This window comes from Peribacillus simplex NBRC 15720 = DSM 1321 (assembly GCF_002243645.1).
GTDB lineage: Bacteria > Bacillota > Bacilli > Bacillales > DSM-1321 > Peribacillus > Peribacillus simplex.
Genome location: NZ_CP017704.1, coordinates 5,394,691 through 5,419,375, shown reverse-complemented (window position 1 = coordinate 5,419,375; position 24,685 = coordinate 5,394,691). Strand labels below are relative to the sequence as shown.

Sequence of the window (24,685 nt, the reverse complement as noted above, 5' to 3'; positions counted from 1 at the left end):
GTACGAATTTGATCTGTTGGCTTTAGGGAGGTAACAACCATCCAAAGAAATGGGAATAAGCAGTAAATTGAAAATAAAATTAAGATACTGTAGGTAATAATCTTGCTCCAGAATCTCCCCTTCTTACTTAATAACATGTTAGACACTCCTTATTTTCACTATTAAGCTTGTTTTTTTCTAGCATTATAGTAATAGTTCACAACAAAAATGGTAATCATGAATCCAATCATCATCGAAGCTAGAGATGATGCAGTACCAACATCAAATTCTTTCAATGCATAACGATATATCATAATCGGTAATGTTTCTGTCGAGTTGAGCGGGCCGCCCTCAGTCATCACCCATATAAAGTCAAAATTAATGGAAGTCCAGATCAGATGGATGAAAATCAAGACGAAGGAAACACCCTTTAACTGGGGTAGAACCACTTTAAAGAATCTATTCATGACGCCTGCACCATCAATCGAGGCTGCCTCAAGTAATTCTTTCGGTATAGACTGTAATGCAGCAAGTATGCAAATTGTGTAGTAGGGAAAACTCCTCCAGATATTTACGAAAGTAACTGTCAGCAAGGCTGAGTTCATTTCACCCAGCCAATAATATGGCTTATCTATAATCCCGCCCTTCGTTAATAAATAATTAAGAATCCCATAATCGGGAGTTAGCATCCATGTCCAAGTCATCCCAGCTACAACAATTGGCACGACCCACGGAATAATAATAACCCCCCTGAAAATAGCCCTCCCCTTTATTTGCTGATTTAGTGCAATGGCTGAAATTAATCCTAAAATAAATTCACCAGCCACCGAAAGTACAGTCCATATGACTGTATTGGATAAAGCATTGGAAAAATTTTCGTTCCTTATGACGGTTATATAATTATCAAAACCGGCAAATGCTGATTCTGCACTATTTAGTAAGTTCTTAAAATGAAAACTATCCCATACAACAGTGATTAACGGGTAGGCAATCATAAATAAGAAGAAAAGCATAGCTGGTAAAACAAATAAGTAAGCGTGCATTTTATTCTTTTGCTGCTTGGATAATGGATTCTTTTTCAGTTTCGGACTCATTCGAACTTCCGTTTTTTCAGGTTGTGTGCCTAAATTCAAAATTACCAACCCCAATCTCTACTACTGGACTTATATTTAACTAGATGGAATAGTCAGATCTAGTAGTATATAAGAGCAGGCATTGACATTACTGAACAACACCTGCACCTTTTAATTACTCGCTTAGTTCACCTGATTTTTTTAAACTTTCGTTAATGGCATCAGACAACCACTCAGCCACTTTCTTAGGATCCTCCTTTTTTAATAGAGTTTTACCTAAAGCATCTTCCATCGCCTTTGTAACCCCACCAAGGGAAACCTCTGGAAAAGTTACACCAGTGTCCGTTAAATCAGTGAACCCTTTTCCCCATTGGCTCTTACTTACCACATCGGAGCGTGCAGAGTTAGTTGGACGGATATTACTTTGCCACTCTTTTCCTAAAATATAGCTTGCAAATTCCCATGTTTCTTTAGGGTGCTTAGATCCTTTATATACGTAGATAGGACTTATTTCTAAAAAAGTCGCTGGGGTATCCATGTATGGTGGAGCTGCCACCTTAACATCCTTCATTTGCTCAGGGTTTTCCTTTTCCTTATCCTGGATCCATGATCCATTTACAACCATGGCAAATTGGCCTAGTGAGAAATTATTATCTTCCTCTTCCCAACCCCATGATTTAGCATCTTGAGAGATGACCCCTTTGTCTAATAATTCCTGATAAAGGGCGAAGACCTCTGTAGCACGATCTAACTCATCAGGATTTTCCTTCCATGTGTTCTTAAATTTTCCATCCTTTTGTTTTTCAGCAATTGTCACTTTATTCGTTGCAAGGTAAGCAAGCAATTCCTGTGGTGAGCGTACACCCGCTCCGGCTATACCAAATGCTTCTTTACCGGTTGCTTTCTTAATCTTTGATCCTGTCTCCAATAATTCAGCAAAGGTTTTTGGCGGTGCCTCGAATCCTGCGTCTTTTAACATGTCTTCATGGTATAAAAGAGCCCGAATACCAAGGTACTGTGGAAGTGCTGTAACTTTACCTTTATAAGTCAGTGATTCCATTACATTGGGATAAATTGCATCTTTGCCTTCCCAATTATTAAAATTAGGAGTTAAATCCTCTAGGGCCCCCATTTTGTTAAATTCCCCATACCACTCGCTAAGTCCCCAGCTTAAATCCGGTGCATCATTTGCACTGATAGAAGCAACCAACTTATCATGAAGCATATCAAAGCTAATAACTTGCGTATTAATCTTGATATTTGGATGCTCTTCTTCAAATTTTGAAATTTGGGCCTTTGTTTTACGTTCCTCTTCAGAACCCGGTGTCCAGGAAGCCCAATAATCGATTGTTATTGTATCCCCATCTTCCCCTTTGGAAGAATCACTTGATTTACTGCAACCCGTGAGAAAAGTGGATAGTGCCAACAGAATCATTAAAAACATCGCAAAAAAGTTTTTAGTGCTCAATTCAAACCCTCCTTTTGAATTTATAATATTCAGAAATTAAAGAAGAAAAAAATCAACAACTTGTTTTAAATGAAATAGAAAATACATATTCTCTGTTAGCGCTTTCAATTTACTAAATAGTGGATATATCGACATCTAAGCTATGTATATCCGGAAAGTTTGAATCAAATTTTTGTTTTTTGAAACTCCCCCTTTTATTTCTATATCCACAAAATATATTAAATTCTTGAACTGGATGTACGTACAATTATGATAAAGGTAATGAAAAGGCCTATTTTACCACCATAAATTGTCGATAACTTTGCCCTAAATCGAAACCAATCCTTAAACTTGTACGCATCACCTTAAGAATGATTGTAACACCAATTATTTATTTTTCAATAAAAAATTTTGAAAATTCACTCAATTATTTCTCCCCTTTTCTTTTTCTGCATGTCCTTAGTTGAATTTCTTATGATAAGTTCCGGCTTGTAAATTGTAGAATGTTCTAAATTCTCACTGTTTTTACCCTCAATTTTGGATATAATCCATTTAGCCGAATCTATTCCGAGTTTCATCTTCGGATGTGTTATGGTGGTTAGTTTTACCTCAGAGGCTTCCGCCAGATGAGAATCATCATAACCTACTATAGAGATATCCTCCGGTACACTTAATTGGAGTTCGCGAAAAACATTCAAAACTTTTAAGGCAATTTCATCATTATAACAAACGATTCCTGTAGGCCGGTTAGGAGAATTCAATACTGACTTAAGCTCCTCCAGAATTTTTTGCTCCCGATTTTCCGTAGTGTAAGTAATAACCATATCTGAGAAAAACGCCAGGCCGCTATTCCTAAAAGCATTGATAAACCCTTTCAGACGGCTAACGCCCTGAAGGTCATCACTTTTAAAAATACCTACTATTTTTTCATGTCCATATTCTATTAAATGATCGGTTGCTAGGAATCCTCCCAATTCATCATCAATTATAATATGTGGAGGATTTAACTCAGAATAATATTGGTTAATCATCAAATAAGGAATGCCATTCTGCTCGAGGTTCAGGTAGTAATTGATATTGGGATTGTAATTACTGCTCTTTGTTGGCTCCACGATTAACCCATCAATATCTTTATCCAACATATTTAGCAGACAATGTTTCTCTCGCTCAATATCGTTGTCTGTACTTGCCATAATTAGGGAGTATCCCTGACTGGATAAATATGATTCTATTCCGCGAATAATCGAAGGAAAGATATAATCAGAAATGTACGTAGTGATTACTCCTATGTTCTTTCTCGGTCTTCGCATTGTTGATTGCCCCGCACGATTGGTACAAAAAGTTCCTGACCCCTGTTCACGGTATAGCCACCCCTCATGAACAAGCTCCCCCACTGCCTGCCGTATAGTATGTCTGCTAAAACCAAACATCTTAACCATTTCATTTTCTGAATGTATCTTTTCGCCAGGTTTAATTTTCCCTTCCACTATCCATGCTTTTAATTTGTTCTTTACATCAATGTATTTTGCCTTCTCGCTCATTCTATTCATCCTTTTCAACTTGTCTGCTTTTTCACCAACTTGTACGGATAACTATTCATATATTACTTTAACAGACATTAGGTGTTTTTGGAACTATTACGGTAAATTTCATTCCCTCCTCTCTTGATAAACTCCGATGATAATAATTCCTTTTTAAGTGTAAAAAAGTAATACTAATTCTATGTACACCTTTTATATAGGTTTTAGACTGGTGAATCAAAAGCGTATATACAATGTTAAATAGATTTACATCCTATAAAAAAGTTGATACAAATTTGTCTTCCCTTTAAAGGGTCCTTCCACTGCACGAAAATAATACTTTTTTCATATGATGTGTTATGAGCGGCATGAGATATTTAATAATCTGATTATATCCGGGGAAAGGTTGGGTGCAATAATATGAGGCAATATCCATTTCATAACATTCCATTTCAAAATCTTCAGAAAAAAGACATGTCATTTGAAGAGGTATTCGTTCATATTGTTGAGTTCATGAAATTAAATCCTTCCGGTAACTATCGATTAATGGTCGGTACAGATTCGCAAGTACATAAAAAACATACGGTTTTCATTACAGGCATCGTGATTCGACAGGTCGGAAATGGTGTATGGGGTTGTATAAGAAAAGTGATGGTTCCTAGAAGGATGCTGCATTTACATGAACGAATTTCCCAAGAATTGTCGTTAACAGAGGAGATCGTATCCATGTTTACGGAAGAAAGAAAAAATCAGTTAATCGATATTGTCCTGCCTGCGGTATATCAAGGGGCAACGTTCACAATGGAAGGGCACATTGATATCGGGATTGGAAAGCGGAACAAAACCAGTGAGTTTGTAAAAGAAATGGTGGCCAGGATGGAATCCATGGGCGTGGAACCGAAAATTAAACCCAATGCTTTCGTTGCTTCAAGTTATGCCAACCGGTATACAAAGCAAGAGTAAATGTTCCCAAAACATTTAATTTTTTTAATCTGATGAAAATAAATATTTTAGAACAATATGGATTGGGAATTTTCAGACTACAAAGAGTTACATACAATTCCTATGGTACGGTAATCGAAAAACAGCAAAAAACCGGCCTCAGATCGAGACCGGCTTCAACATTAAAAGATATAAGCCGCCATTGCCGTATTCAGTAAGAAAGTTTTAAACCACCACTCCTCAAAGTGGGTGTTTGCAGAAAAAATCCTGTTGTCCAAGTCAGTGACGAGGCATAACATTCCTGTTTCAATATAAAACTCCCTATTACAGCTTAAAGGTTAAAACTTTATTATCATTACGAACAGTGCAGCTTGTATTGTTATAATACCTGAATTCCTCATATAAAACAATGTTAATAATCACCATATAAATCGCCAATGGCTGTGGAAGGGAATGGACGCCGTCTTAGCCCTTTATAAAAGCATTCGTTAGAATCAAATTATTGATCAAAATAACCGATAAAATCCCCTTGGTCCTTATTTTGCAGATATAATACCGTTTCTTTGTCAGAAATAGTAGGCAGACCGAAATTTTGTCCATACCTCTCAATTCCTTTACCTGTAATGATAATCCAATCCCCTTCCTTTCCTGCTTGTATCGCCTCCTGTATAGCAAGTGTCCTATCTGGAATAACCTTCCCATTTCCAGCAGAGTAATCGCTTTGCAGTTTATTTAGTGACGATTCCATCCCCTCAATTCCCTCCGAATTCAGATCATCCATCGTCAAAATCGAAACATCACTATGTTCCGAAGATACTTTAACCATTTCAGCCCTTTTGGTTGTATCTCGTCCACCTCGGAAACCAAAGATATGATAAATCTTTTTTGCCCCGCATTCTTTGGCAGTTTGAAGCATGTGATGAATGGCATCCGCAGTATGTGCATAATCGATGACTATTGTCGGTCCAAATTCTTTCTTATACATTTCAAACCTTCCTGACACACCGGAAAATTGTTTCAGTGAAGTGAGAATTTCCTCTTTTGAAATTGGAAACATCTTCGCTACGGAATACGCAGCTGTTGCGTTATATAAATTATGAAGTCCAGGTAAAGGTAACTCAATTCTCACAAAGTCATGATTCTCATTCAATAAAATAAAGGGGGATGTTGCAGTATTATAATTGGCGATGGTTAAATCGCAGCGATTGGATTTTCCAAATACAAAGGCACTGACATTCTTCTCCCGTAAGTATTCTTGAAGTTTTTCTCCCCAGAAATCATCCCCATTAATAATCGCAAGACCATTAGGTTTCAATTTTTCAAAAAGCAGTAATTTAGCCAGAAAATAATCCTCCATCGTACCGTGGAAGTCGAGATGGTCATGATACAAATTCGTGAAGACACAGAAATCAAATTCAATTCCTTCTAAACGGTATTGAGCTAATCCATGTGAAGACACTTCCATTATGACAACCATGTCCTCACTGGCTGCCAGCAAGGAATTCAACTCCACGCTACCTGGAGTCGTATTATGGGAATCGACTTTGTTTCCATTGATAATATGCTGTATCGTACCTATGACGGAACAGGTTACCCCATTCTCATCTAAAATTTGCTGAAGCATATAGCTTGTTGTGGTTTTACCATTTGTACCCGTAATTCCTATCATTATTTTTTGATTGCTGGGATCTCCATAAAACCTTTTGGCGATTAGCCCTAATGCTTTACGGCTGTTTTCCACTTGTATATAAGGAACTTCCAATCCCTTAATATCGCGATCGCCAATCACGGCCGCTGCCCCTAAACGAATTGCATCTTTAATGTAATTATGGCCGTCGGACTTATATCCGGTTACGGCAACAAAAAGGTATCCCTTTTTTATATCTTTAGAGTTATCGGTTACACCTGTGATGGCTATATGTTCAACGCCCTTCGGCAAATCCCAGTTTATTGCTTCTTTCATTATGTCTTTAAGGATCATTAACTTTTCTCCTTCTTCATTTAAGCTATTCACCTAACTCTTGAAAATGAAATGCATAAGTATCAACAAGCCATTATTAGTATTTACCAGTACACTAAAAATAATTGTTAATCCAGAATTTGTATAACAGTCAGAGGAAGAAAAAAGAAAAGCAGCCGGAAGTGGCTGCTTTTCTTTAGGTCCTATGGCTATTATTGACACACCGCAAGATACTTACGATTGAATTTCCAGGGGTTTTGTTTCGGCCTTTTGATTGTACAATGGCAAAATGAAAAACATTCCTAGAATAAAGAAGAAAGCGGCGGTTTCAAATATGGCGACGAGTGAAAATTGCTCTTTCAGCACGCCTGCCGCACTCATGGTCAACACCATCGATCCAGTGAATAATGGGCTTAAGATTCCATTGACCCTTCCGATGAACTCGCCTTCGGTCCTCTGCAATATCAATGTATTGATCCCGATTTGAATACAAGGCAGCATTAGCCCATTAAAGAACTCGGCAGTAAGTGTAATCCAAAGATTTGTTGACAGCCCCATTACCGCTAATCCAATGGCATTCACAAGCATTCCGAAAGCTAATAATCTCTGAGGTGCCACCTTTTTGGCAAAAATCATCACCCCAGCTCCACCTAAAATCATACCAAACCCATTCACCATAAATAACCATTGCAGATTTTCCTTAGGCAGTTCCAGTTGTTCTGTAACAAGGAATATAGAGAGCGGTTGAATGAAACCCAGTCCGAGCCCGGCTGCCAGAAAACATAAACCAAGCAAACTTAGTTCTTTTTTTCGCAATACATAGCTAACTCCGCTTTTCATTTCCTGCCATAACGTTGTTTTTGCGGTCTCTTCATTCAGTTTGCGATCTTTTGGAAGAAAGGCGAGTGCGCCAGCTGAAAGTAAAAACGCCAGGCCAGTAATCGCAATCGAGATGTTTATCCCAAATGATTGGAAGGCAAATGTACCAAGAATCGGACCTAAAACCATAAATACTGCAAAGACGGTCTGATAAACAGACATCCCTGTCTGAATTTGACTTTCTGGCAAATGCATCTTAAATAGCTTCATGCCTGATGGCTGAGAAAATTGAGAAAGTATCGCCGAAATCAATGTTGCGAAGAATACCATTTTCCAACTGCCGAAGATAAGCGAGATAAGCACAGCAAATACGGATATTGCACTTAATATATCACACCAAACCATCGTTTTTTTCGGACTCCAGCGGTCAGCAAACGTCCCTCCAATAAATGAAAAAATAAAAATGGGTGCGAACTCCGCTACTGATATCATGGAAATGGCAAAGGCATCCCCGTTTGTCTTTTCCATGACGAATAACAAAACTGCAAAATTCCGTACCCATATCCCTATTTGTAAAAACAAGCCTGAAAAGATAATGGCCCGGAAGACACGATTTTTAAATATGTTAGGTTCTTTATTACTTAATGTTACGGACGTGTTTTTTCCCAATATAAAAACCTCCTGTGAAATATCTGGACAGGAGGCAGTACAATACAAATTTAACAGAGCAAAATATCCCCAATGGACGGAACACAATGATCTTTGTTTGTATTTTTAATGTACAGACTAATCCTATCCAGAAAAAACTTCGTATTTAGCACGCATTTTTTCTTAAAGAATAGGATTAAATGATCATTGTTTAAAGGTCACCCTTCCATTTTATGCTAATTTTATAATAATCTATTTAATCTGATAAATCAAGGTGAAATCCATAAAAATAAAACCATTTTTTGGGGTAGTCTTGTTCGACTTATTGTGTATAAAAAGGAACTTCCTTTAATAGAAACCCTTTTAATATCCTTAAGTTTCCAAGGACTGTCGCTAGTATGTTTCTGCCCTTTGTTACCTTATCCACCATTTTTTTCATGACCTTTCCCGGATTATCTCAAGCAAACGTGTTTCTTCTTATCAGTTCTCCAATAAACGTTCTTGATTAGGATTGCCCTGTACAAGCAAATGGGAAGATGGCATTAGAATTTGATGCTCATGTAAAGCAGTCATCATTTCAAACCTCACGCTTCTCGATGTTTCAAAGTAATGTTCAGGTTTCACAAGTCCCACAATGCATAGTTCATATCCAACATATTTAAGATTCGGATTTAAATCCGTAATGCCAATGTATCTAAAATCCTCTTCAGGTGTACCATCTTCTAGCCTTAGAAGGCTTTCACCATACTTATCATTACAGATGATACATATATCCTCCAATAGCCTTTTTACCCTCTCAGGATTTTCTTGGTAACTTACTGTGATGCGTTCAATGATTCGCATTCTCCCTTTATTAAAATTTTGAATCGTCCTAATTTCACTGTGTGGGATGGTCAGCAATTTTCCTGACCATTCCCTGATCTGCATGAACCGGATACCGATTTCCTCAATCGTCCCAGAACTTGTCCCGTTGAATGTCACGAAATTCCCCACTCGGAATTCATTATCCGAAAGCCTTACAAATCCCAATAAGATATCCTTAAGCATTTGCTGAGCGGCAAATCCGATCACGACCCCTAAAATACCAGCTCCAGCTAAAATTCCTTTTAGGTCTATAAACTGTCCAATCAAATATATAAGGAAAAGCGCGGAAATACTGTACCTAAGAGAAGAACGAGTAACCCCCTGTATTGTTTTTTCGACTTCTTCGTCAAAAAAATTGGATCTTCTAAAGAACCATTCAACCATTTTATTCAAAATATAATAAACCGCCAATAACAGTAAAGCCAATATGAAAAGCCTCAATAATAAAAATTCTTCCCAATAATCCATAGCAAGCTCAGAAAATTTCAAGATATTCATGTTCCCACCTCCATTTTCATTTTTATTCAGAATCGATTAAAATCCAGTCATCATCCTTGCCTATTATCCCTTTATCAAGTATCAGCCTCGTTTTAAGTCGATAGGAAACCCCTCGCTTATAAGGTTCATTCAAAGTAGGCAGACAAAAGTTAAAAGGAATTTCATTACTTTCCCCTGAATTAATCTCTCTTGAAGATAAGATGGTGCTCGTTTTAAGGATCTCTTCCAATCCGGTAGAATGAGTATCCATAATTAAATCACATTCGATCCTCCTTATTCTTTGCGCCAAGGTACCACCTTTAATCAAGAAATACCCATTTATGCATTCACCAGATTTATACGTATTTTTCGGAAGGATTAAATCTATTTGTGCAGAACCTATCCCTAAAAGTAATAAAGATTTTCTAAGTATCAAAGAATACACTCCATTTATATTTATTTGTTTTTCTATTAAACCCACATGTTTATACATTTTCTTAAGGGCTGCAGAATCCGGACTACAAAAAAACCTTTACCATTTTGGTAAAGGTTTACTAAAAGAAAATAGACCTTTACCAATAGGTAAGGTCTGGCTAACAACAATATGCTGCCAACAACACCGAGAGCAAAGAACTCTGTAATGACGACATTGTTGTAAAAGCTACTCCCCTTTGGAGAATGTATTCAAGTATATTATTTATAATACGGTAGAATTGGAAAGTTTGTCAAACCTTTATATTTTATTATTTTCGGGCTTGCCGGAGAAATTCGTGTTCTTTGTACATAAGTTGATATTAATGAAAATATAATGAATTAACTTGTCCCGTTATTGCAAAAGAATTAACTGTTGGGTTTTAAATAGGCCAGTTGGTGGAATATGAAGTATGTAACAGCCAATGTTCTTCTATTTCCAACTCGGTGAACGCTCCTTTCAATAAGAATAAAGTGAACAAACTATGTATATTTAGTGGAAAACAAAAAATATATTTTAAAATTAACAATATTTCTCTTTTAATTACGCAAGCCTTATTGTAATATAAATGTAACAAATGTAATATTAATTAAACTTTCGTTACATAAGTATCCTATTAGGGATTGGGGAGAAAAATTATGAAAAAATTTTTAGGTATGCTATTATCCATTATCATTTTATTTTTCACATTAAGTGGTCAGGTTACCGCAAAAACGACATCACAGAATTTGTCTGACGCAAATGCATTAAAGATAGCCGATAATGCCAGCAAACATTTTTGGAATGCATTACACGGTTACACTACTCGTTCATGTTCACAAAAAACATTCAATTATAAAGGGACAGTGTATTCATACCTTTGCCAAGAGTTTAATACAAAAGATAAATTAACTAACTATTTAGCAGAGACATTTACTAATAATGCAGTTGAAAAAGGGCTGACCAAATATAGTTACATTACCCATAAAGGTAAATTAGCCCGTCCAATCGGAGACGGCGATAGCATGTTAGAGTGGAGAAAAGCAAAAATTAAATTGGTCTATCAAAAACTAAACGTTAGATCCTACAATTTAACTGTACCTACAGTCGACGGTGACACAGTAAAAAGAACGGTTACCTTTTATAAGTCTGGATCCACGTGGAAAGTCAATCAGTTCGATGCAGTTCAATAAAAAATTTGTTTAAATGTAACGCCTCATATGCCGTATAGTTAGTTAAAAACTATATTTCATATGAGGTGTTTTTCTGTTTTGCCTTGTATCTTGAAATAATCTTACAGACTTGTATCAACTCACTTTTCACTTAACGGAACTTTCAAACAAAAAAACACAGCTAGGATGCTGTGCCTTAACGTTTTTTTGCCTTACGGAAGCCTTGATAGGAATCGTAGGCGGCAAAAAAGATGGTGATTAATATGAGACCCCAGTAAATCGAGGTTTTCCATTCATCGATTGTAAACAGTGTATTTTGGTATGCAATGAATTCCGGGTTCAATAAATTAGGATTACTGATGATGATGATGAAAGTCAGAGTGGACAACAGCTGGTATATGGCATGGAATAAAGCTAGTTTCAGGGTCCATTGTCTTAAAAATAATTTATAAATAGCCAAGAGCACCCCGATGATAACGACGCAAGATACCAGCAGCCAATAGGAATTCAATACCTCTTGATTGAAAGAAGGTGTCACGAAAATGAGACTATCATTCCTTTTTTCATAGACCCCTAAGAGGTTTGCTGCATTGAAATAAAGGGCCGTGAATACAGAAAGACCTAACAAACTTGCAAAAATCTCGATCATAGGAATAGCTTTTTTCTTTGAAATGTTCGGAATATCTTTTAGGCTTTCCGGTGTCCATGGTTTCAAGTCTTTTGTTAAAGGCGACTGGTCTTTTGAAGTATCCACGCGTTCTAAAATGGCAAACGAAAGCGTTAACCAGAAAAACACTTGGATACCTGTACTGATGATACTTGCAATCCCTTTCCCTATTATGGTGAAAACCGCGTCCATAACCGTATTATCCCCCATATCCCGAAACGGATTATCCCCTACTAATCCGATCAGTGAAATGACGGCAGCGATGGGTAAAATCATTTTCAACAGACAGATATAAACATCATAATATCGCGGTCCAATCAGATGCATTGGCCGATCACGATAACCACTTGCCAGTGTAACCGGATCTCCTAATTTTAAAAGAACTGCTTTCACGTCTTGCTCCGTATGATCCTCCGGAAGCATATCTTCGATTGTAGATTGAAGCTCAAGCGCAATATCCTCCCGGTTTTTTTCTGGCAGCCTGCGGGTCACTTCCTGAATATAAAGTTCAATCAGCTCCATCTTCTCCCTCTCCTTTTAATAATATATAAAGCTCTTGAGAAGTTTTTTCCCATTCTTCCTTTAACTGAATGAAGATTTCTCCCCCATAATCACTTAAAGAATAGTACTTACGCGGTCTACTTTCAGAAGTATCCCAGCTGCTGGTCACCAATTCTTGTTTTTCCAGGCGGCGAAGCAACGGATATAAAGTACTTTGATCAATGGTAATTCCCGACTTCTCTAAACGCTGGACAAGCGAGTACCCATACTGAGGGGTTTTGAGCTGACTTAGAACAGCTAACGTCAAAGTGCCTCTGCGCAGCTCAGTGGTTAATGAATTCAATAAAGTGCTCATCCAATCACCTCTTCTCTATACTATGTGACGTACACCATACCTTATACTATGCAACATACACTATTTTAGTTCTTATAACACCATAAAAATGAAAATATATTCTATTTAAAGCATAAAAAAAGAGAAGCGTTTCTGGTATTATCCCCTACAGGTAGACAGAGAAAAAAGAGAACATGATAAAATGTTCTTAACTGTCTATCTGGAGGGGATTTTTTGTATGGCAAAAAAGGGGCAAACGTTTCAAACATATACAGAAGAATTAAAGAGAGAAGTGGTTCGTCTGAAGGTGGAGGAAGGCTGGTCATATCGTCAGATTCGTGACCGTTTGGTATTAAAAGTGATGCACAGATAGCGAGTTGGGTAAAGAAAGTGCAGAATAACGAGTCTTTTGAAGATCAACGTGGTGTATGGAACCGTAAGAATTTTTCTAGTGTAGAAGAGGAAAATGCCTATCTTAAAGCGCAGGTGGATTATTTAAAAAAGCGCAATCCAAATCTGCATGGAAAGGAATGGTCCTGAAAGCCGAAAGGTTTCAAATAATCGATGGTTTGAGGAAAACGTACCCACTTGCGTGGCTATTAAAAATCGCTGAAGTTTCAAGGGCTGGATACTACAAATGGAGGAAGACACAGTCTACTCGTTCTCTGCGACTTGAGAAAAATCTATGGATTAAAGAACATATTTTAGCCATCCATAAGCTACACCCCTACTACGGATATAAACGGATGACTCGAGCTTTGTCCAGAGAAGGAATCGTTGTAAACCATAAGCGTGTTCGTCGATTGATGAGAAATCTGGGTGTTCAATCTGTCATTCGGAAGAAACGTCCTTTCTACGGTCGAAGAGGGTCAGTTGTATTTCATAATGTCTTAAATCGTGAATTCCACGCAGAGATGAGGTTTCATAAGTTAGTAACAGATATAACCTATGTACGGATTGGAGACACGTTTGCCTACCTTTCCGCCGTTTTAGATTTGTATAATAATGAAATTGTTGCATGGGATGTTTCTACACGAAATGACCTTGAATTGGTTCATAATACGCTAAACCAGCTAAGGGACAAGCCGTTTAGCAAGGGGGCTCTCCTGCACTCAGATCAAGGATTCCAATATACGACGAAATCATATGAAAATCAGGTGAAGGAACTCGGCATTCGAGGAAGCCACTCTCGTCGTGGCAATTGTCACGACAACGCGTGTATAGAAAGCTTCTTCTCCCATTTAAAAACAGAAAAGTTAAATTTAATATGTCCAAAAACAGCAGAGCAAGCTTATCTAGCTATTCAAGAGTATATAGAGTTTTACAATACGGCACGCTTTCAAGAGAAATTCAACGGCCTTTCCCCAATTGAATATCGAGAAAAGGCCGCAGCTTAAAAAATACTCTTTTTTTATTGTCTACTTGACAGGGTTATGTGCATTCACGCTTCTCCGTTTTTCCATTATTAATATCACACTAGAATGACCCATAATATCATCGTCGTGATAATCGTGACTCCCCCTTGTATTAAGGTTGCCATCGTTTGAGCTTTATAGGCATCCGTTACTTTCATCCCGCTAAATTGGGTGACCACCCAGAAGAAGCTATCATTTACATGGCTTACAGTCATCGCACCTGCTCCAACAGCCATGACTATCAGTGCGAGTGGAACAGCTCCTTCAATCCCCAATGTTGGAAGCATGGGGGCAATCAAAGATGAAGTGATGACCAGGGATGCTGTGGAAGAACCTTGGGCTGTTTTCAATCCAGCAGCAATTAGGAACGGGACCAACAGGAACAAGGAACCGCTAAAGATGCTGCCCATATCCCAACTTTGGATGATATCTGCAATCCCCGTATTTTTAATGACTGTACCAAATGCTCCGCCTGCCCCGGTAATCAATAAAATTGGCGCAGCATCCAATAAGGCTGCTCCTATCCAGTTTGTCAATGTTTCTTCATCGTACTTAGGCAGCAATGTCAAAGCTGAAATTACTCCGACGAGCAATGCGATGACCGGCTGGCCTAAGAATACGAAAAATGAGGCGATACCCCCCTTTGTACCAAAAAGCGTTAATACAGAACTGGCTCCAATCAGGACAATCGGTAAAACTATCGGTAAAAATGATTGAAAGGCAGAAGGCATCTTGCCGTATGAACGGACAATTTCATCATAATCGTAATCCAGGTCACTACTGTCATCTTCAACCTCTATCTTGGTCGCTACTTTCATTGACCATATATAACCAGCAAGTGCAGCTGGAATGGCCGTAATAAGACCAAGTAAAATGACCGTCCCTAAGTATCCATCCGCTCCGATATTCCCGGCTGCTGCTATTGGCCCTGGAGTTGGAGGCACAAGTGTATGTGTCGCATACAAACCAGTTGCAAGCGCAACTGACATGGAAGCAACCGCTACTTTTGCGCGTCTTGCCAATGCTTTTCTTAAGCTCGATAAAATAACGAAACCTGAATCGCAAAAAACGGGTATGGATACGATAAAGCCAATCATACTCATGGCAAGTTGCGGTCTTTTAGGACCGACAATCCTCAATACGACTTCGGCCATTCGTAATGCGGCACCGGCCTTTTCCAGAATGGTTCCGATTATTGTACCGAAAACGATTACAAGGCCAATACTCGTCATCAGTCCGCCAAAACCGCCGTTAATATTCTCAACGATCTGATCCAGAGGCATCCCAGAAGCAAAACCCACAAATAAAGTGCCTAATAGAAGCGATAAGAACGGATGCAGCTTGAATTTAGTTGTCGCAAAAACAATTAAGAAAACACCAATGGCCAAAACAATAAATAACATATGATTACCCCCTATTTTTAATCGCTGCCAAAAAAGTCCGCATTACTTGTTCAGCTGAAACTTCCAACAATTCAGCTCCTCTTTCCATAGCTTCCTTTAAAGGCATAGGAGCGTTCACCAAACTATGAACACTAGTTATTCCATGGTCATATAAAACTTCAATACCTGTTCCGACCGATCCGGCCAAAACAAATACGGGAACACCATGCTTTTTGGCTTCTTGTGCAACTCCCATTGGTGTTTTGCCTGAAGCAGTCTGGTAATCGATTTGGCCCTCACCGGTAAAGACACAATCGGCATCGGACAATTTTTCACCCAGTTTCGTATACTCCATAACAATATCGATGCCCCTTTTTGTTTCTGCACGGAAAAAGGCTTGAAATGCACCTCCAATTCCTCCTGCAGCACCTGCACCTGCTTTATCATGCAAGTGTATGCCTGTTTTGATTTCCACCAAATCAGCCCATGATGATAAAGCTTTATCAAGAATTTCAACCATGGCAGGAGTCGCCCCTTTTTGAGGTCCGAATACACTTGATGCCCCATCTGGACCGACTAATGGATTTTGGACATCCGAGGCAATCAAAAACTCGGAATCTGCTATTCTGGGATCAAAATCCTCCGTATTAATTTCTGATATCCGCAATAATTCGGCACCTCCGAATCCCAGCGGTTTACCCTCTTCATCAAACACCCTCATTCCCAAAGCCTGGAGCATTCCAACACCGCCATCATTGGTAGCGCTTCCGCCAATCGCTAAAATGAACTTTCGACAGCCATCATTCAATGCTTTTTGAATAAGCTCCCCTGTCCCGTATGTAGTGGTGATCAATGGGTTCAACTCATCTGGATCGACTAGGCATAGACCGGATGCACTGGCCATTTCAATCACACATGTTTCCTGATCGCCCAAGATAGCATATGCTGCCTGAACGTTTTGAAGTAAAGGCCCTTTAACAGTCACTTCAACTTTTCGCCCATTTGTAGCTGCAACAAGGCTATCCATCGTACCTTCCCCGCCATCCGCTGCAGGAACCAATACTGTCTTCGCATCCGGCAGTGCCTTCCTGACTCCTCGCTCTATTGCTTTGGAAGCTTCTGATGCTGACAAACTTCCTTTATAGGAATCTGGTGCAATAACGATTTTCATGCTCAGGTCCCCTTTGAATATATTTTTATATTAATTTAATTATAATCTTCGGAAATATTTTAATCATCGTTCATTCTATACGAAAGTTAGTATGACATATTTGATTTTTTTGGCTATACTATATAGAAAAAATGATCTTATAGAAAATTTTCTGTTATTTTCCCAATTTCCTAAAGTATAAGATAGCTAAAGGCTTAAACTATCGACCATCCCCTTTTTCATGATAAATCATAGCTTGTTTGCAGGAATGTGATTACCATTCTGTTATCGCAAACAGGATAACCAAATAAAAAAACTCTAGAAGGATGACTTGTATGCTAACCCAAGAAATTGCAATGGAAATTGTCAAACAAACCACCAATAGACTTAACAGAAATATTAATATTATGGATGATAAAGGAACCATCATCGCTTCCGAATCGTGAACGCATCGACCAATTGCATTTTGGGGCAATGGAAGTACTGAAAACAGGAAAGCCTTTAATTATTCACGAAAAGGATCGTCATCAATGGGCGGGGGTCCTTCCAGGAATTAATTTGCCTATTAATTTTCAAAATGTAATCATTGGCGTTATCGGGATCACCGGTGATCCGACAGAACTCTTGGAATTCGGGGAATTGGTGAAAATGATTACGGAAATGATGCTTCATCAAGCTTTAATGGCGGAACAACTCGAATGGAAACAACACTTGAAATAATTGGTATTTGAAGACTTACTAAAGGAAGAGATCCATCAGTATTCGATTGATCAGAGACTTGAACTGATTGGAATGAAATTAGAACCTCCCTATCAGGTGGGGGTGATGGAAATGAAATTAAATCCTTTAAATAAGAGTGAGCTGATTCAAATGACGGAAACTGTTTTTGGCACACAACACGCCCTTGTTGGGTTCCTGAATGTGAATCGAGTTTTCATTCTCACTACGTCGCTTACTGAAAATAACATCGACCAAAGATTGGATACAGTCATCAAACAATTAAAAGCAAAAGGCTTTGTTATACGAATCGGTCTGGGCTCTCTTGTGGAAAAGGAATCATACATATGCCACTCTTTCCGGGAAGCTGAATCAGCACTTTTACTAGGTGAAGCCAATCAAGCTTTAACGATATATACTGATGTGGAAACAAAGGCACTGTTGGAAAGGATAGATGAGCGAACGAAACAGCAATTTCAGGAAAGAATACTAGGCAGCTTATCTGAAAAGTTGATCGAGACACTGCAACAATTTTTCCTCAGTAACCTAAATATCGGGAAATGTGCAAAAAGAATGTATATCCATCGTAACTCCCTTATATACCGATTAAAAAAAATCAAGGAAATTACCGGATATAATCCACAAGAGCTGCATGATGCCATTACTTTGCAGTTAGCCATTTGGGTAAGCCAATCGAAAAGGAGAAGTTGAAAAGAGCAAGAATGCCTAATTAAATTATTTCGTTCTATCCCTATAAAAGCCTTGCATTGGAATTCTGTATAATTGATCGAGGTACCGAGTAAATTAACAATACATGAATTTTTTGCATACTAGGAGGGATTGAATGAGCGGCATCGCAAACCTTTTAATTATCATTGGATTTACCGTTATCTTCATCATCATCATAGTCTTGGTTTTTCTATTACTTTATATGATTTTCTTTGACCGCACGCAGAAGCATCATGCAATTTTAAGAAACTACCCCGTACTTGGAAGAATACGTTACTTTCTGGAAAAAATCGGGCCTGAAATGAGGCAATATTGGTTTAACAGTGATAACGAAGGAAAACCTTTTTCCCGGGATGACTATGAACATATGGTTAAAAGTTCAAAATATTTACGGGATGTAATAGGTTTTGGTTCAAAACGGGATTTTGATGAAGAAGGCTTCTTTGTTAAGAATAGCATGTTCCCAAAATTGGCTGAAGAAGAAAAATACGATCGAGAAACAAAAGTGACGACTAAAAGATACATTCTATTGAAAGATCCGCTTTTCTCACAGCGAGAAGAAAAATGGGAAGATGAAGAATCCTCTGCATTTTTATTGAATGATGAAGATGCCGTGATCATCGGCCCAAACACTAAGAATCCCTTTCGTTTAAAAGGTCTTATCGGCATGTCCGCCATGAGTTATGGTTCTTTGGGGAAGAACGCAATCACTGCCCTTTCTGAGGGATTGGCTGCAGCAAAAGGAACGTGGATGAATACAGGGGAAGGCGGTCTTTCTCCTTATCATTTAACCGGCGATGTCGATATAATCATGCAAATCGGGCCAGCCATGTTTGGGGTTCGTGATAGTAAAGGCGAGATGGATTGGGATGAGTTAAAAAGAAAAAGTGAAATACCAGAAATCAAAGCATTTGAAATCAAATTGGCTCAAGGTGCCAAAACTCGCGGAGGGCATATTGATGCTGAAAAAGTGAATCCGGAAATCGCTGAAATCCGTAAGGTCGTTCCGTACAAAGCGATCGATAGTCCGAATCGGTTTCATCAATTCAATGACGTAAAATCCATGTGCGATTTTATTGAAAGAATCAGGGAACATACAGGCATCCCGGTCGGTATCAAAATGGTCATCGGCGGCAATGACAGTGTCGAAGAGCTTGCTAGTTATATGAAAGAAACCGGGAAAGGTCCGGATTTCATTTCATTGGATGGCGGTGAAGGCGGCACGGGTGCTTCGTATCAGGAATTGATCGATAGCGTAGGATTACCGCTAAAATCCGCGTTGCCGATTTTAGTATCGACCCTGGAAAAATACGGTGTCCGCAATCGCGTTAAAATCATCGCCTCCGGTAAATTGTTCACGCCTGATAGAATAGCGATAGCTCTAGCCATGGGAGCCGACCTTGTTAACATAGCAAGAGGTTTCATGATTGCCATTGGATGTATACAGACGATGAAATGTCAATCCAATGCTTGTCCAGTCGGGGTAGCAACCACTGATCCGGAATTGCAAAAGGCACTTGTCATCGATGAAAAGAAATATCGTGTGGTCAACTTTCTTGTTACCCTTAGAAAAGGATTATATCGAATCTCAGCCGCTGCTGGTTTGGATTCGCCTATCCATTTTCAACCTAAGCATATTAGCTATAAGGACGATAAAGGAATTGTCACATCCCTTGAAAATATCATGCAAGAAGTTAAGGGACAAATAGGAGCCAGGCAATGAAAAAAAAACCACCGCCCAAGTTTGATGGGCAGTGGTTTTTTTTTATCAATCAATGAAGTCATTATAGTCTACTGTAAAAGTTCCGCATGTGTCAGGCATGTAAACGAATATCCCCTGTCTCCACTTTTCCCTTACCCATCAACTTTCCATAGCGATAATAAACATAAACTGCAGCTATAAAACCAGTTACAGACAGGAGGGCATCAAAAATGAAGATGATTGATATATTTCCGCTTTTCGACATCCAACCCGTTACAAGCGGCATAACTATAGAAGCCAATCCAGCAGCTGTTGCCACGATACCGGTCACTGTTCCTTTTTTCCTCCAGAAAAATTCCGTCATTATCGTAATGGCTAACTGAAAGATCCCGGCAGTGGAAAGTCCGATGAAAAATGCTGTGATGGAAACGACAACCGGCACCTTTACCAAAAGGATCGTAAGGATTGAAATAAAAGTTATGATCGGATAAATCATGATAACCGTTATTGGCCGGACGGTCTTTTTTAATAAAACGGATAAAACCAATACGGAAATAAGTGCCCCTAAACTATAATAACTTAGCAATTTGATGGAACTGGCCATCGGCATGCCCACAGCCTGCTGACCATAAGTCGGAAGCCAAATCTGTGAAACGGTGAATAATCCTGTTGATGTGAAACCTATTATCACGAGAGCAAGTCCCTCTTTACGTAATACCGGTTCTGAAATGAATTTCTTACTCTCAGTACGATCATCTACTTGTTTTTCCTTGTTCATATTCGAACTTGGAAAAGAAACGGTGAATAAAAACAGCAAGTTCAATAGATAAATAACAGCAGGAATAAAAAAGGCATATCCATAAAACATCTCATGATTCGAGAAAAATAATATCATGAATGGGAGAAGAAATGCTCCTGCAGACATGAATGCTTTCACCAGTACACTGGCTGAACCAGCAGCTCTTGGGAAAAGCTCAGTTAAACCAGGATATGAACCTGCATCCATTGACGAATTAGCGACACCTGCAAGGATGGCAAAAACAAAAGCCAAATGATAATTAGGTGATAATGGAATACCGATCAAGAAGATGCCCATTCCCAATGATGAAGCAATAATTAATGGTTTTCTCCCGATTTTATCTGATAAATATCCCGTAAAGGCATATGTAAGTAATTTCCCCACCCCTATAGCAGCGATGATATAGCTTACTCCGGCATTATCTGTATTCCATTGCTCCGTTAAATACGGCATATTCGATGCGAGCATGATATTGACCATACCTAACAGGAAATAATTAATATACACTCCTGATGCGGTTTTCATATATGTGTTCTTCATCTCAAAACTCCCAACCTGTTTTCAGTAAATGTTCTCAATCGATTCAATATTCATAAGAATCTAAAAATAATCATAACATTTTTTCTTTTTAAGTAAACAAAACCGCTTAAACTTATTCATTAACTAGTATATAGAAGACAGTGGGACTTGTGTTTTGAATGCAAAAAAAGCTCATATGACATGAGCTAGATTCAACGTTCAATATATCAAATGGATTGATAATACCATTTGCCTTCACGTTTAAACTTTCTGCATTGGTCATTCAAAAGAAGATATTCAAGGTGAGCCAATGTTTCACCAACAGCAAACCTAGTTTCGTGAATCGGCAGAATTCCAAATAAGATTTGGCAAGCACTTTTTACAGAAATCGGCTCTTTCATGTTTTCATGAATTACATGCAACCGGTCCTGATGGTGATCCAACAATTCAACAATTCTTTTATTGGCATTTTGAAATGGTTTCCCATGTGAAGGTATGACATATTCAACGTCAAGCTTTTGTATTTTTTTCAATGAAGTAAAAAACTCTTCCAATGGGTTACTGAAACCTTTAAACCAATATGAAATATTTGGAGATACCCTGGGCAATATATGATCAGTCGAGAAAAGGACACTTTTTTCCTGATTGTATAAGGAAATCAGACCATCAGAATGCCCCGGCGTGAAAATCACTTCATAATCATATTTGCCAAAATGCAGTTTCATTCCTTCTTCAAGATGATGATTTACAGTAGGATAGGGTTTTACTTGTGGCATGAACCCGCTTTCGTCACTGGATAAGGCGACGGCCACATCGTCTTCCATACCACATGCAATATAATTTTCTTTAAGCAGCTTCAGCGAATCCGCTTCCCAATACGTAGTTCCCGAATGTTCATCCACTTGTGTCATCCAAACATCCGCACCGGTCAGTTGTTGTAATGCCCCTGCATACCCGAAATGATCTGGGTGATAATGGGTGATGATAATATCGGCAATATCATGTTTTTCAATAATTGGGTTCCATAAATCCCTTGTCGCTTTGTTATTTAATCCCGCATCAATGATTGTCCACCCTTTTTCGCCTTCTGCCAGGAAACAATGGACATGGTCCAACCTAAAAGGCATTGGAATGGTAACTTGAGTAACTTTCAATTCATTCAGCAAGTACAACTTCCCCTTCCGATGTAACTTTCATTTCATTTTCATGAACAAAAAATGGCCAAATACAATCAAAATAAACATATAAGTTTGTTAAATAAAGGTATATCATTAATCAATTCGACGAATTCTTTCAAGTTCCTTTAATCAATATCCAGAGGGGGCATCGGTTAACTCGAGAAATAAAAAAACCGCCATTAAAATTAATGACGGCACTTCGTTTTACATATTTTCCTCGATTGTTTGAACAAGGATAAAAAGAAAATGATAGACTAAATTAAAAGCTTCTTCTAATGACATGTCTTCTCGAAATCCTTTTATGTTATCCAAGGCAAAATTCACATCCCATAACCCGTCGCCCTGGTTAAACATTAAACTGAACGATCCAATTCCTTCTTGAAGTTCCTTAGTTAAATACGTTTTTAAAGCTTCTCCCATTTTTTTCTGGAATTTCAATCCAAACATCGCGTTATACGTACCGAAAACATCATCCACTTCTAACGAAAGTGCCTCAACACCGATTAATTCGAACCATTGTGATTCAAAGTAAAGGAATTCATCTTTGTTTTTTTGCAAATACTCGATCGGTTGTGATAAAAATGCAGAATTCTCTTCAGAAATTAATTCTTCGCTCTCTTTATTACTGCGCTCCATATAAGCATCTGTAAAACGGGATTCATTTTCTTTTTCCACTATAATGATATCATCGGCGATTAATTTATGCTTCACTACATAATCCTTTTCTTCTTTAAACAACTCAACCTTTTTTTCGATTACGGATTTTGATATGTAATATTCCATTTGTTTTTTTAACATGATATGTCCTCCTAGTATCTTTTCAAGCTCTCGCAATTTCAATCATAGCATATTCACTATAGATAAAATAACTTTGTGAAAAAAATTACAATATCGGTTGTGGCAATCATTTCGTGTCTTCGATATAGTAGTGGTATGCGTTTATACATACGAGAGAAATGAGATGTTGAATATGCAAAAAATCATTGTAGTTGGTGCAGGAATTTTGGGAGCTTCCACTGCCTACCAGTTGGCTAAAAATGAGGCTGAAGTGATCATTATTGACCGCCAAGATGTCGGGCAGGCAACATCTGCAGCTGCAGGAATCGTTTGCCCGTGGATATCGCAAAGGCGCAACCAAGCTTGGTATCTCCTTGCCAAAAATGGTGCAGCTTTTTATCCCGGTTTAATTAAAGAACTTGAACGGGACGGGGAAACCGAGACTGGTTATGCCCAAGTCGGGGCCATAAGTTTACATACAGATGAAGATAAACTGAATGCCATGAAGAACCGGGCGGCAAAACGGAAGGAAGAAGCACCGGAGATCGGGACGATCACATTACTTTCCGCAGAGGAAACAAGTGCTTTATTCCCCCCTCTTTCCAGTGAATACGCATCCGTTCACGTGAGTGGTGCCGCGCGGGTCGATGGACGCGCACTACGTGATTCCTTATTGCGGGCATCACAAAAAAACGGTGCAAAACTTATGTATGGTGAGGCTATACTTTCATATAACGGTGCACAAGTGACAGGTGTAACACTTGGAGATGAATTCATTCCTGCTGATAAAGTGATTGTTTGTGCTGGCGCTTGGGCACCGGAATTATTGAAACCACTGGGCGTGAATTTTCAAGTCACCTTCCAAAAGGCTCAAATCATCCATCTGGAAACGCCAAATGAAAATACGAATAACTGGCCTGTAGTCATGCCTCCCAGTGATCAATATCTTTTGGCTTTCGATAATAATAAAATCGTTGCTGGGGCGACTCATGAAAATATGGAAGTATTCGATAACCGAATGACCGCAGGAGGGCTGCAGGAGGTTTTCAACAAAGCCTTGCAAACCGCTCCCGGTTTGACAGATAGTACGTTTGTTGAAGCGAGGGTCGGATTTCGTCCATTCACCCCGGGATTCCTTCCGGTCATGGGTCCTTTACCAGACTGGGAAGGCATAATCGTAGCCAATGGTCTTGGAGCTTCAGGTTTAACAATGGGCCCCTATTTAGGCTCCCTTTTGGCAAAACTAGCACTTGATAGAAAAATTGAAATCGATATAGAAAATTATGATGTAAGAGGTGCACTTTTCACATAACATCCAAATCATTACCTAATGGCTGAATGATGAAAGTCGATTGATCTGAAAATTACCATCAGTTTTTTTCAAATGTCCTTTTCATAAAAAATCAAGGACCATTAATGGGTCCTTGATTTTTAAATTCTTTAATTTTTCGAACAGGACATTC

General features: G+C 38.6%; 19 protein-coding genes, 1 other RNA gene and 2 pseudogenes. 7 read left to right on the top strand and 15 right to left on the bottom strand.

What is annotated here, in order from left to right; genetic code table 11:
- Nucleotides 1–161: 161 nt before the first annotated feature.
- The 3 genes from BS1321_RS26160 to BS1321_RS26150 all read right to left on the bottom strand — a co-directional run bounded on the left by BS1321_RS26160 (nt 162) and on the right by BS1321_RS26150 (nt 4,040).
- A complete protein-coding gene (locus BS1321_RS26160) occupies nt 162–1,112 on the bottom strand; it encodes a carbohydrate ABC transporter permease (RefSeq protein WP_232522739.1) in 951 nt (316 codons plus the stop codon).
- Nucleotides 1,113–1,227: 115 nt separating this feature from the next.
- Complete coding sequence (locus BS1321_RS26155; RefSeq protein WP_063233760.1) at nt 1,228–2,520, bottom strand: ABC transporter substrate-binding protein; 1,293 nt, start codon at nt 2,518–2,520, stop codon at nt 1,228–1,230.
- Between the two features lie 398 nt (nt 2,521–2,918).
- On the bottom strand, nt 2,919–4,040 hold the full coding sequence (locus BS1321_RS26150; protein ID WP_063233759.1) for a GntR family transcriptional regulator: 1,122 nt from the start codon (nt 4,038–4,040) through the stop codon (nt 2,919–2,921).
- Between the two features lie 399 nt (nt 4,041–4,439).
- Here BS1321_RS26150 and BS1321_RS26145 point away from each other — a divergent pair, with 399 nt between their 5' ends.
- A complete protein-coding gene (locus tag BS1321_RS26145) occupies nt 4,440–4,982 on the top strand; it encodes a ribonuclease H-like YkuK family protein (RefSeq protein WP_063233758.1) in 543 nt (180 codons plus the stop codon).
- Nucleotides 4,983–5,150: 168 nt separating this feature from the next.
- On the opposite strand, the gene ssrS is transcribed toward BS1321_RS26145, so the two are convergent.
- From ssrS to BS1321_RS26120, 5 genes are all read right to left on the bottom strand, one after another.
- Nucleotides 5,151–5,337, bottom strand: a non-coding RNA gene (ssrS, locus tag BS1321_RS26140) — 6S RNA.
- 123 nt (nt 5,338–5,460) lie between these two features.
- The gene (locus tag BS1321_RS26135) at nt 5,461–6,942 is read right to left on the bottom strand and encodes a UDP-N-acetylmuramoyl-L-alanyl-D-glutamate--2,6-diaminopimelate ligase (RefSeq protein ID WP_063233757.1); all 1,482 of its coding nucleotides are present in this window, start codon (nt 6,940–6,942) and stop codon (nt 5,461–5,463) included.
- Nucleotides 6,943–7,155: 213 nt separating this feature from the next.
- Nucleotides 7,156–8,364, bottom strand: a complete 1,209-nt coding sequence (locus BS1321_RS26130; protein ID WP_419555894.1) for an MFS transporter — start codon at nt 8,362–8,364, stop codon at nt 7,156–7,158.
- A gap of 504 nt (nt 8,365–8,868) precedes the next feature.
- Nucleotides 8,869–9,750, bottom strand: a complete 882-nt coding sequence (locus tag BS1321_RS26125; RefSeq protein WP_063233755.1) for a mechanosensitive ion channel family protein — start codon at nt 9,748–9,750, stop codon at nt 8,869–8,871.
- 22 nt (nt 9,751–9,772) lie between these two features.
- Entirely contained in the window at nt 9,773–10,165 is a 393-nt protein-coding gene (locus BS1321_RS26120) for a sporulation protein (RefSeq protein ID WP_063233754.1), read from the bottom strand.
- 674 nt (nt 10,166–10,839) lie between these two features.
- On the opposite strand from BS1321_RS26120, the gene BS1321_RS26115 reads away from it, so the two are divergent.
- Nucleotides 10,840–11,373 carry an IseA DL-endopeptidase inhibitor family protein gene (locus tag BS1321_RS26115; protein WP_063233753.1) on the top strand — a complete coding sequence of 178 codons (534 nt, stop codon included), beginning with the start codon at nt 10,840–10,842 and terminating at the stop codon, nt 11,371–11,373.
- A 175-nt stretch (nt 11,374–11,548) separates the two neighbouring features.
- Here BS1321_RS26115 and BS1321_RS26110 read toward each other — a convergent pair whose 3' ends face one another.
- On the bottom strand, nt 11,549–12,541 hold the full coding sequence (locus BS1321_RS26110; RefSeq protein WP_063233752.1) for an HAAS signaling domain-containing protein: 993 nt from the start codon (nt 12,539–12,541) through the stop codon (nt 11,549–11,551).
- A complete protein-coding gene (locus BS1321_RS26105; RefSeq protein ID WP_061463248.1) occupies nt 12,528–12,875 on the bottom strand; it encodes a PadR family transcriptional regulator in 348 nt (115 codons plus the stop codon). Before BS1321_RS26105 ends, BS1321_RS26110 begins: the two co-directional genes overlap by 14 nt.
- A gap of 217 nt (nt 12,876–13,092) precedes the next feature.
- Here BS1321_RS26105 and BS1321_RS26100 point away from each other — a divergent pair.
- Nucleotides 13,093–14,251 (top strand): annotated as a pseudogene (locus BS1321_RS26100) (IS3 family transposase).
- 74 nt (nt 14,252–14,325) lie between these two features.
- On the opposite strand, the gene BS1321_RS26095 reads toward BS1321_RS26100, so the two are convergent.
- Both BS1321_RS26095 and BS1321_RS26090 read right to left on the bottom strand, forming a co-directional pair.
- A complete protein-coding gene (locus BS1321_RS26095) occupies nt 14,326–15,672 on the bottom strand; it encodes a GntP family permease (RefSeq protein ID WP_063233750.1) in 1,347 nt (448 codons plus the stop codon).
- Nucleotides 15,673–15,676: 4 nt separating this feature from the next.
- Entirely contained in the window at nt 15,677–16,822 is a 1,146-nt protein-coding gene (locus BS1321_RS26090; RefSeq protein WP_063233749.1) for a glycerate kinase, read from the bottom strand.
- Between the two features lie 305 nt (nt 16,823–17,127).
- Here BS1321_RS26090 and BS1321_RS26080 point away from each other — a divergent pair.
- The 3 genes and pseudogenes from BS1321_RS26080 (at nt 17,128) to BS1321_RS26070 (ending at nt 19,970) form a co-directional block, all read left to right on the top strand.
- A pseudogene (locus BS1321_RS26080) lies at nt 17,128–17,521 on the top strand (sugar diacid recognition domain-containing protein).
- A gap of 72 nt (nt 17,522–17,593) precedes the next feature.
- On the top strand, nt 17,594–18,229 hold the full coding sequence (locus BS1321_RS26075; RefSeq protein WP_162268742.1) for a PucR family transcriptional regulator: 636 nt from the start codon (nt 17,594–17,596) through the stop codon (nt 18,227–18,229).
- Nucleotides 18,230–18,362: 133 nt separating this feature from the next.
- Nucleotides 18,363–19,970, top strand: coding sequence for an FMN-binding glutamate synthase family protein (locus tag BS1321_RS26070; protein WP_063233746.1), 1,608 nt, complete (start codon nt 18,363–18,365; stop codon nt 19,968–19,970).
- A gap of 91 nt (nt 19,971–20,061) precedes the next feature.
- On the opposite strand, the gene BS1321_RS26065 is transcribed toward BS1321_RS26070, so the two are convergent.
- From BS1321_RS26065 to BS1321_RS26055, 3 genes are all read right to left on the bottom strand, one after another.
- Complete coding sequence (locus BS1321_RS26065; RefSeq protein ID WP_063233745.1) at nt 20,062–21,288, bottom strand: MFS transporter; 1,227 nt, start codon at nt 21,286–21,288, stop codon at nt 20,062–20,064.
- 206 nt (nt 21,289–21,494) lie between these two features.
- Nucleotides 21,495–22,433 (bottom strand): MBL fold metallo-hydrolase, encoded by a 939-nt coding sequence (locus BS1321_RS26060; RefSeq protein ID WP_063233744.1) that lies wholly within the window; start codon nt 22,431–22,433, stop codon nt 21,495–21,497.
- 216 nt (nt 22,434–22,649) lie between these two features.
- Nucleotides 22,650–23,243, bottom strand: coding sequence for a hypothetical protein (locus BS1321_RS26055; protein ID WP_063233743.1), 594 nt, complete (start codon nt 23,241–23,243; stop codon nt 22,650–22,652).
- Nucleotides 23,244–23,415: 172 nt separating this feature from the next.
- On the opposite strand from BS1321_RS26055, the gene BS1321_RS26050 reads away from it, so the two are divergent.
- Complete coding sequence (locus BS1321_RS26050; RefSeq protein ID WP_063233902.1) at nt 23,416–24,534, top strand: NAD(P)/FAD-dependent oxidoreductase; 1,119 nt, start codon at nt 23,416–23,418, stop codon at nt 24,532–24,534.
- Nucleotides 24,535–24,685: the final 151 nt, after the last annotated feature.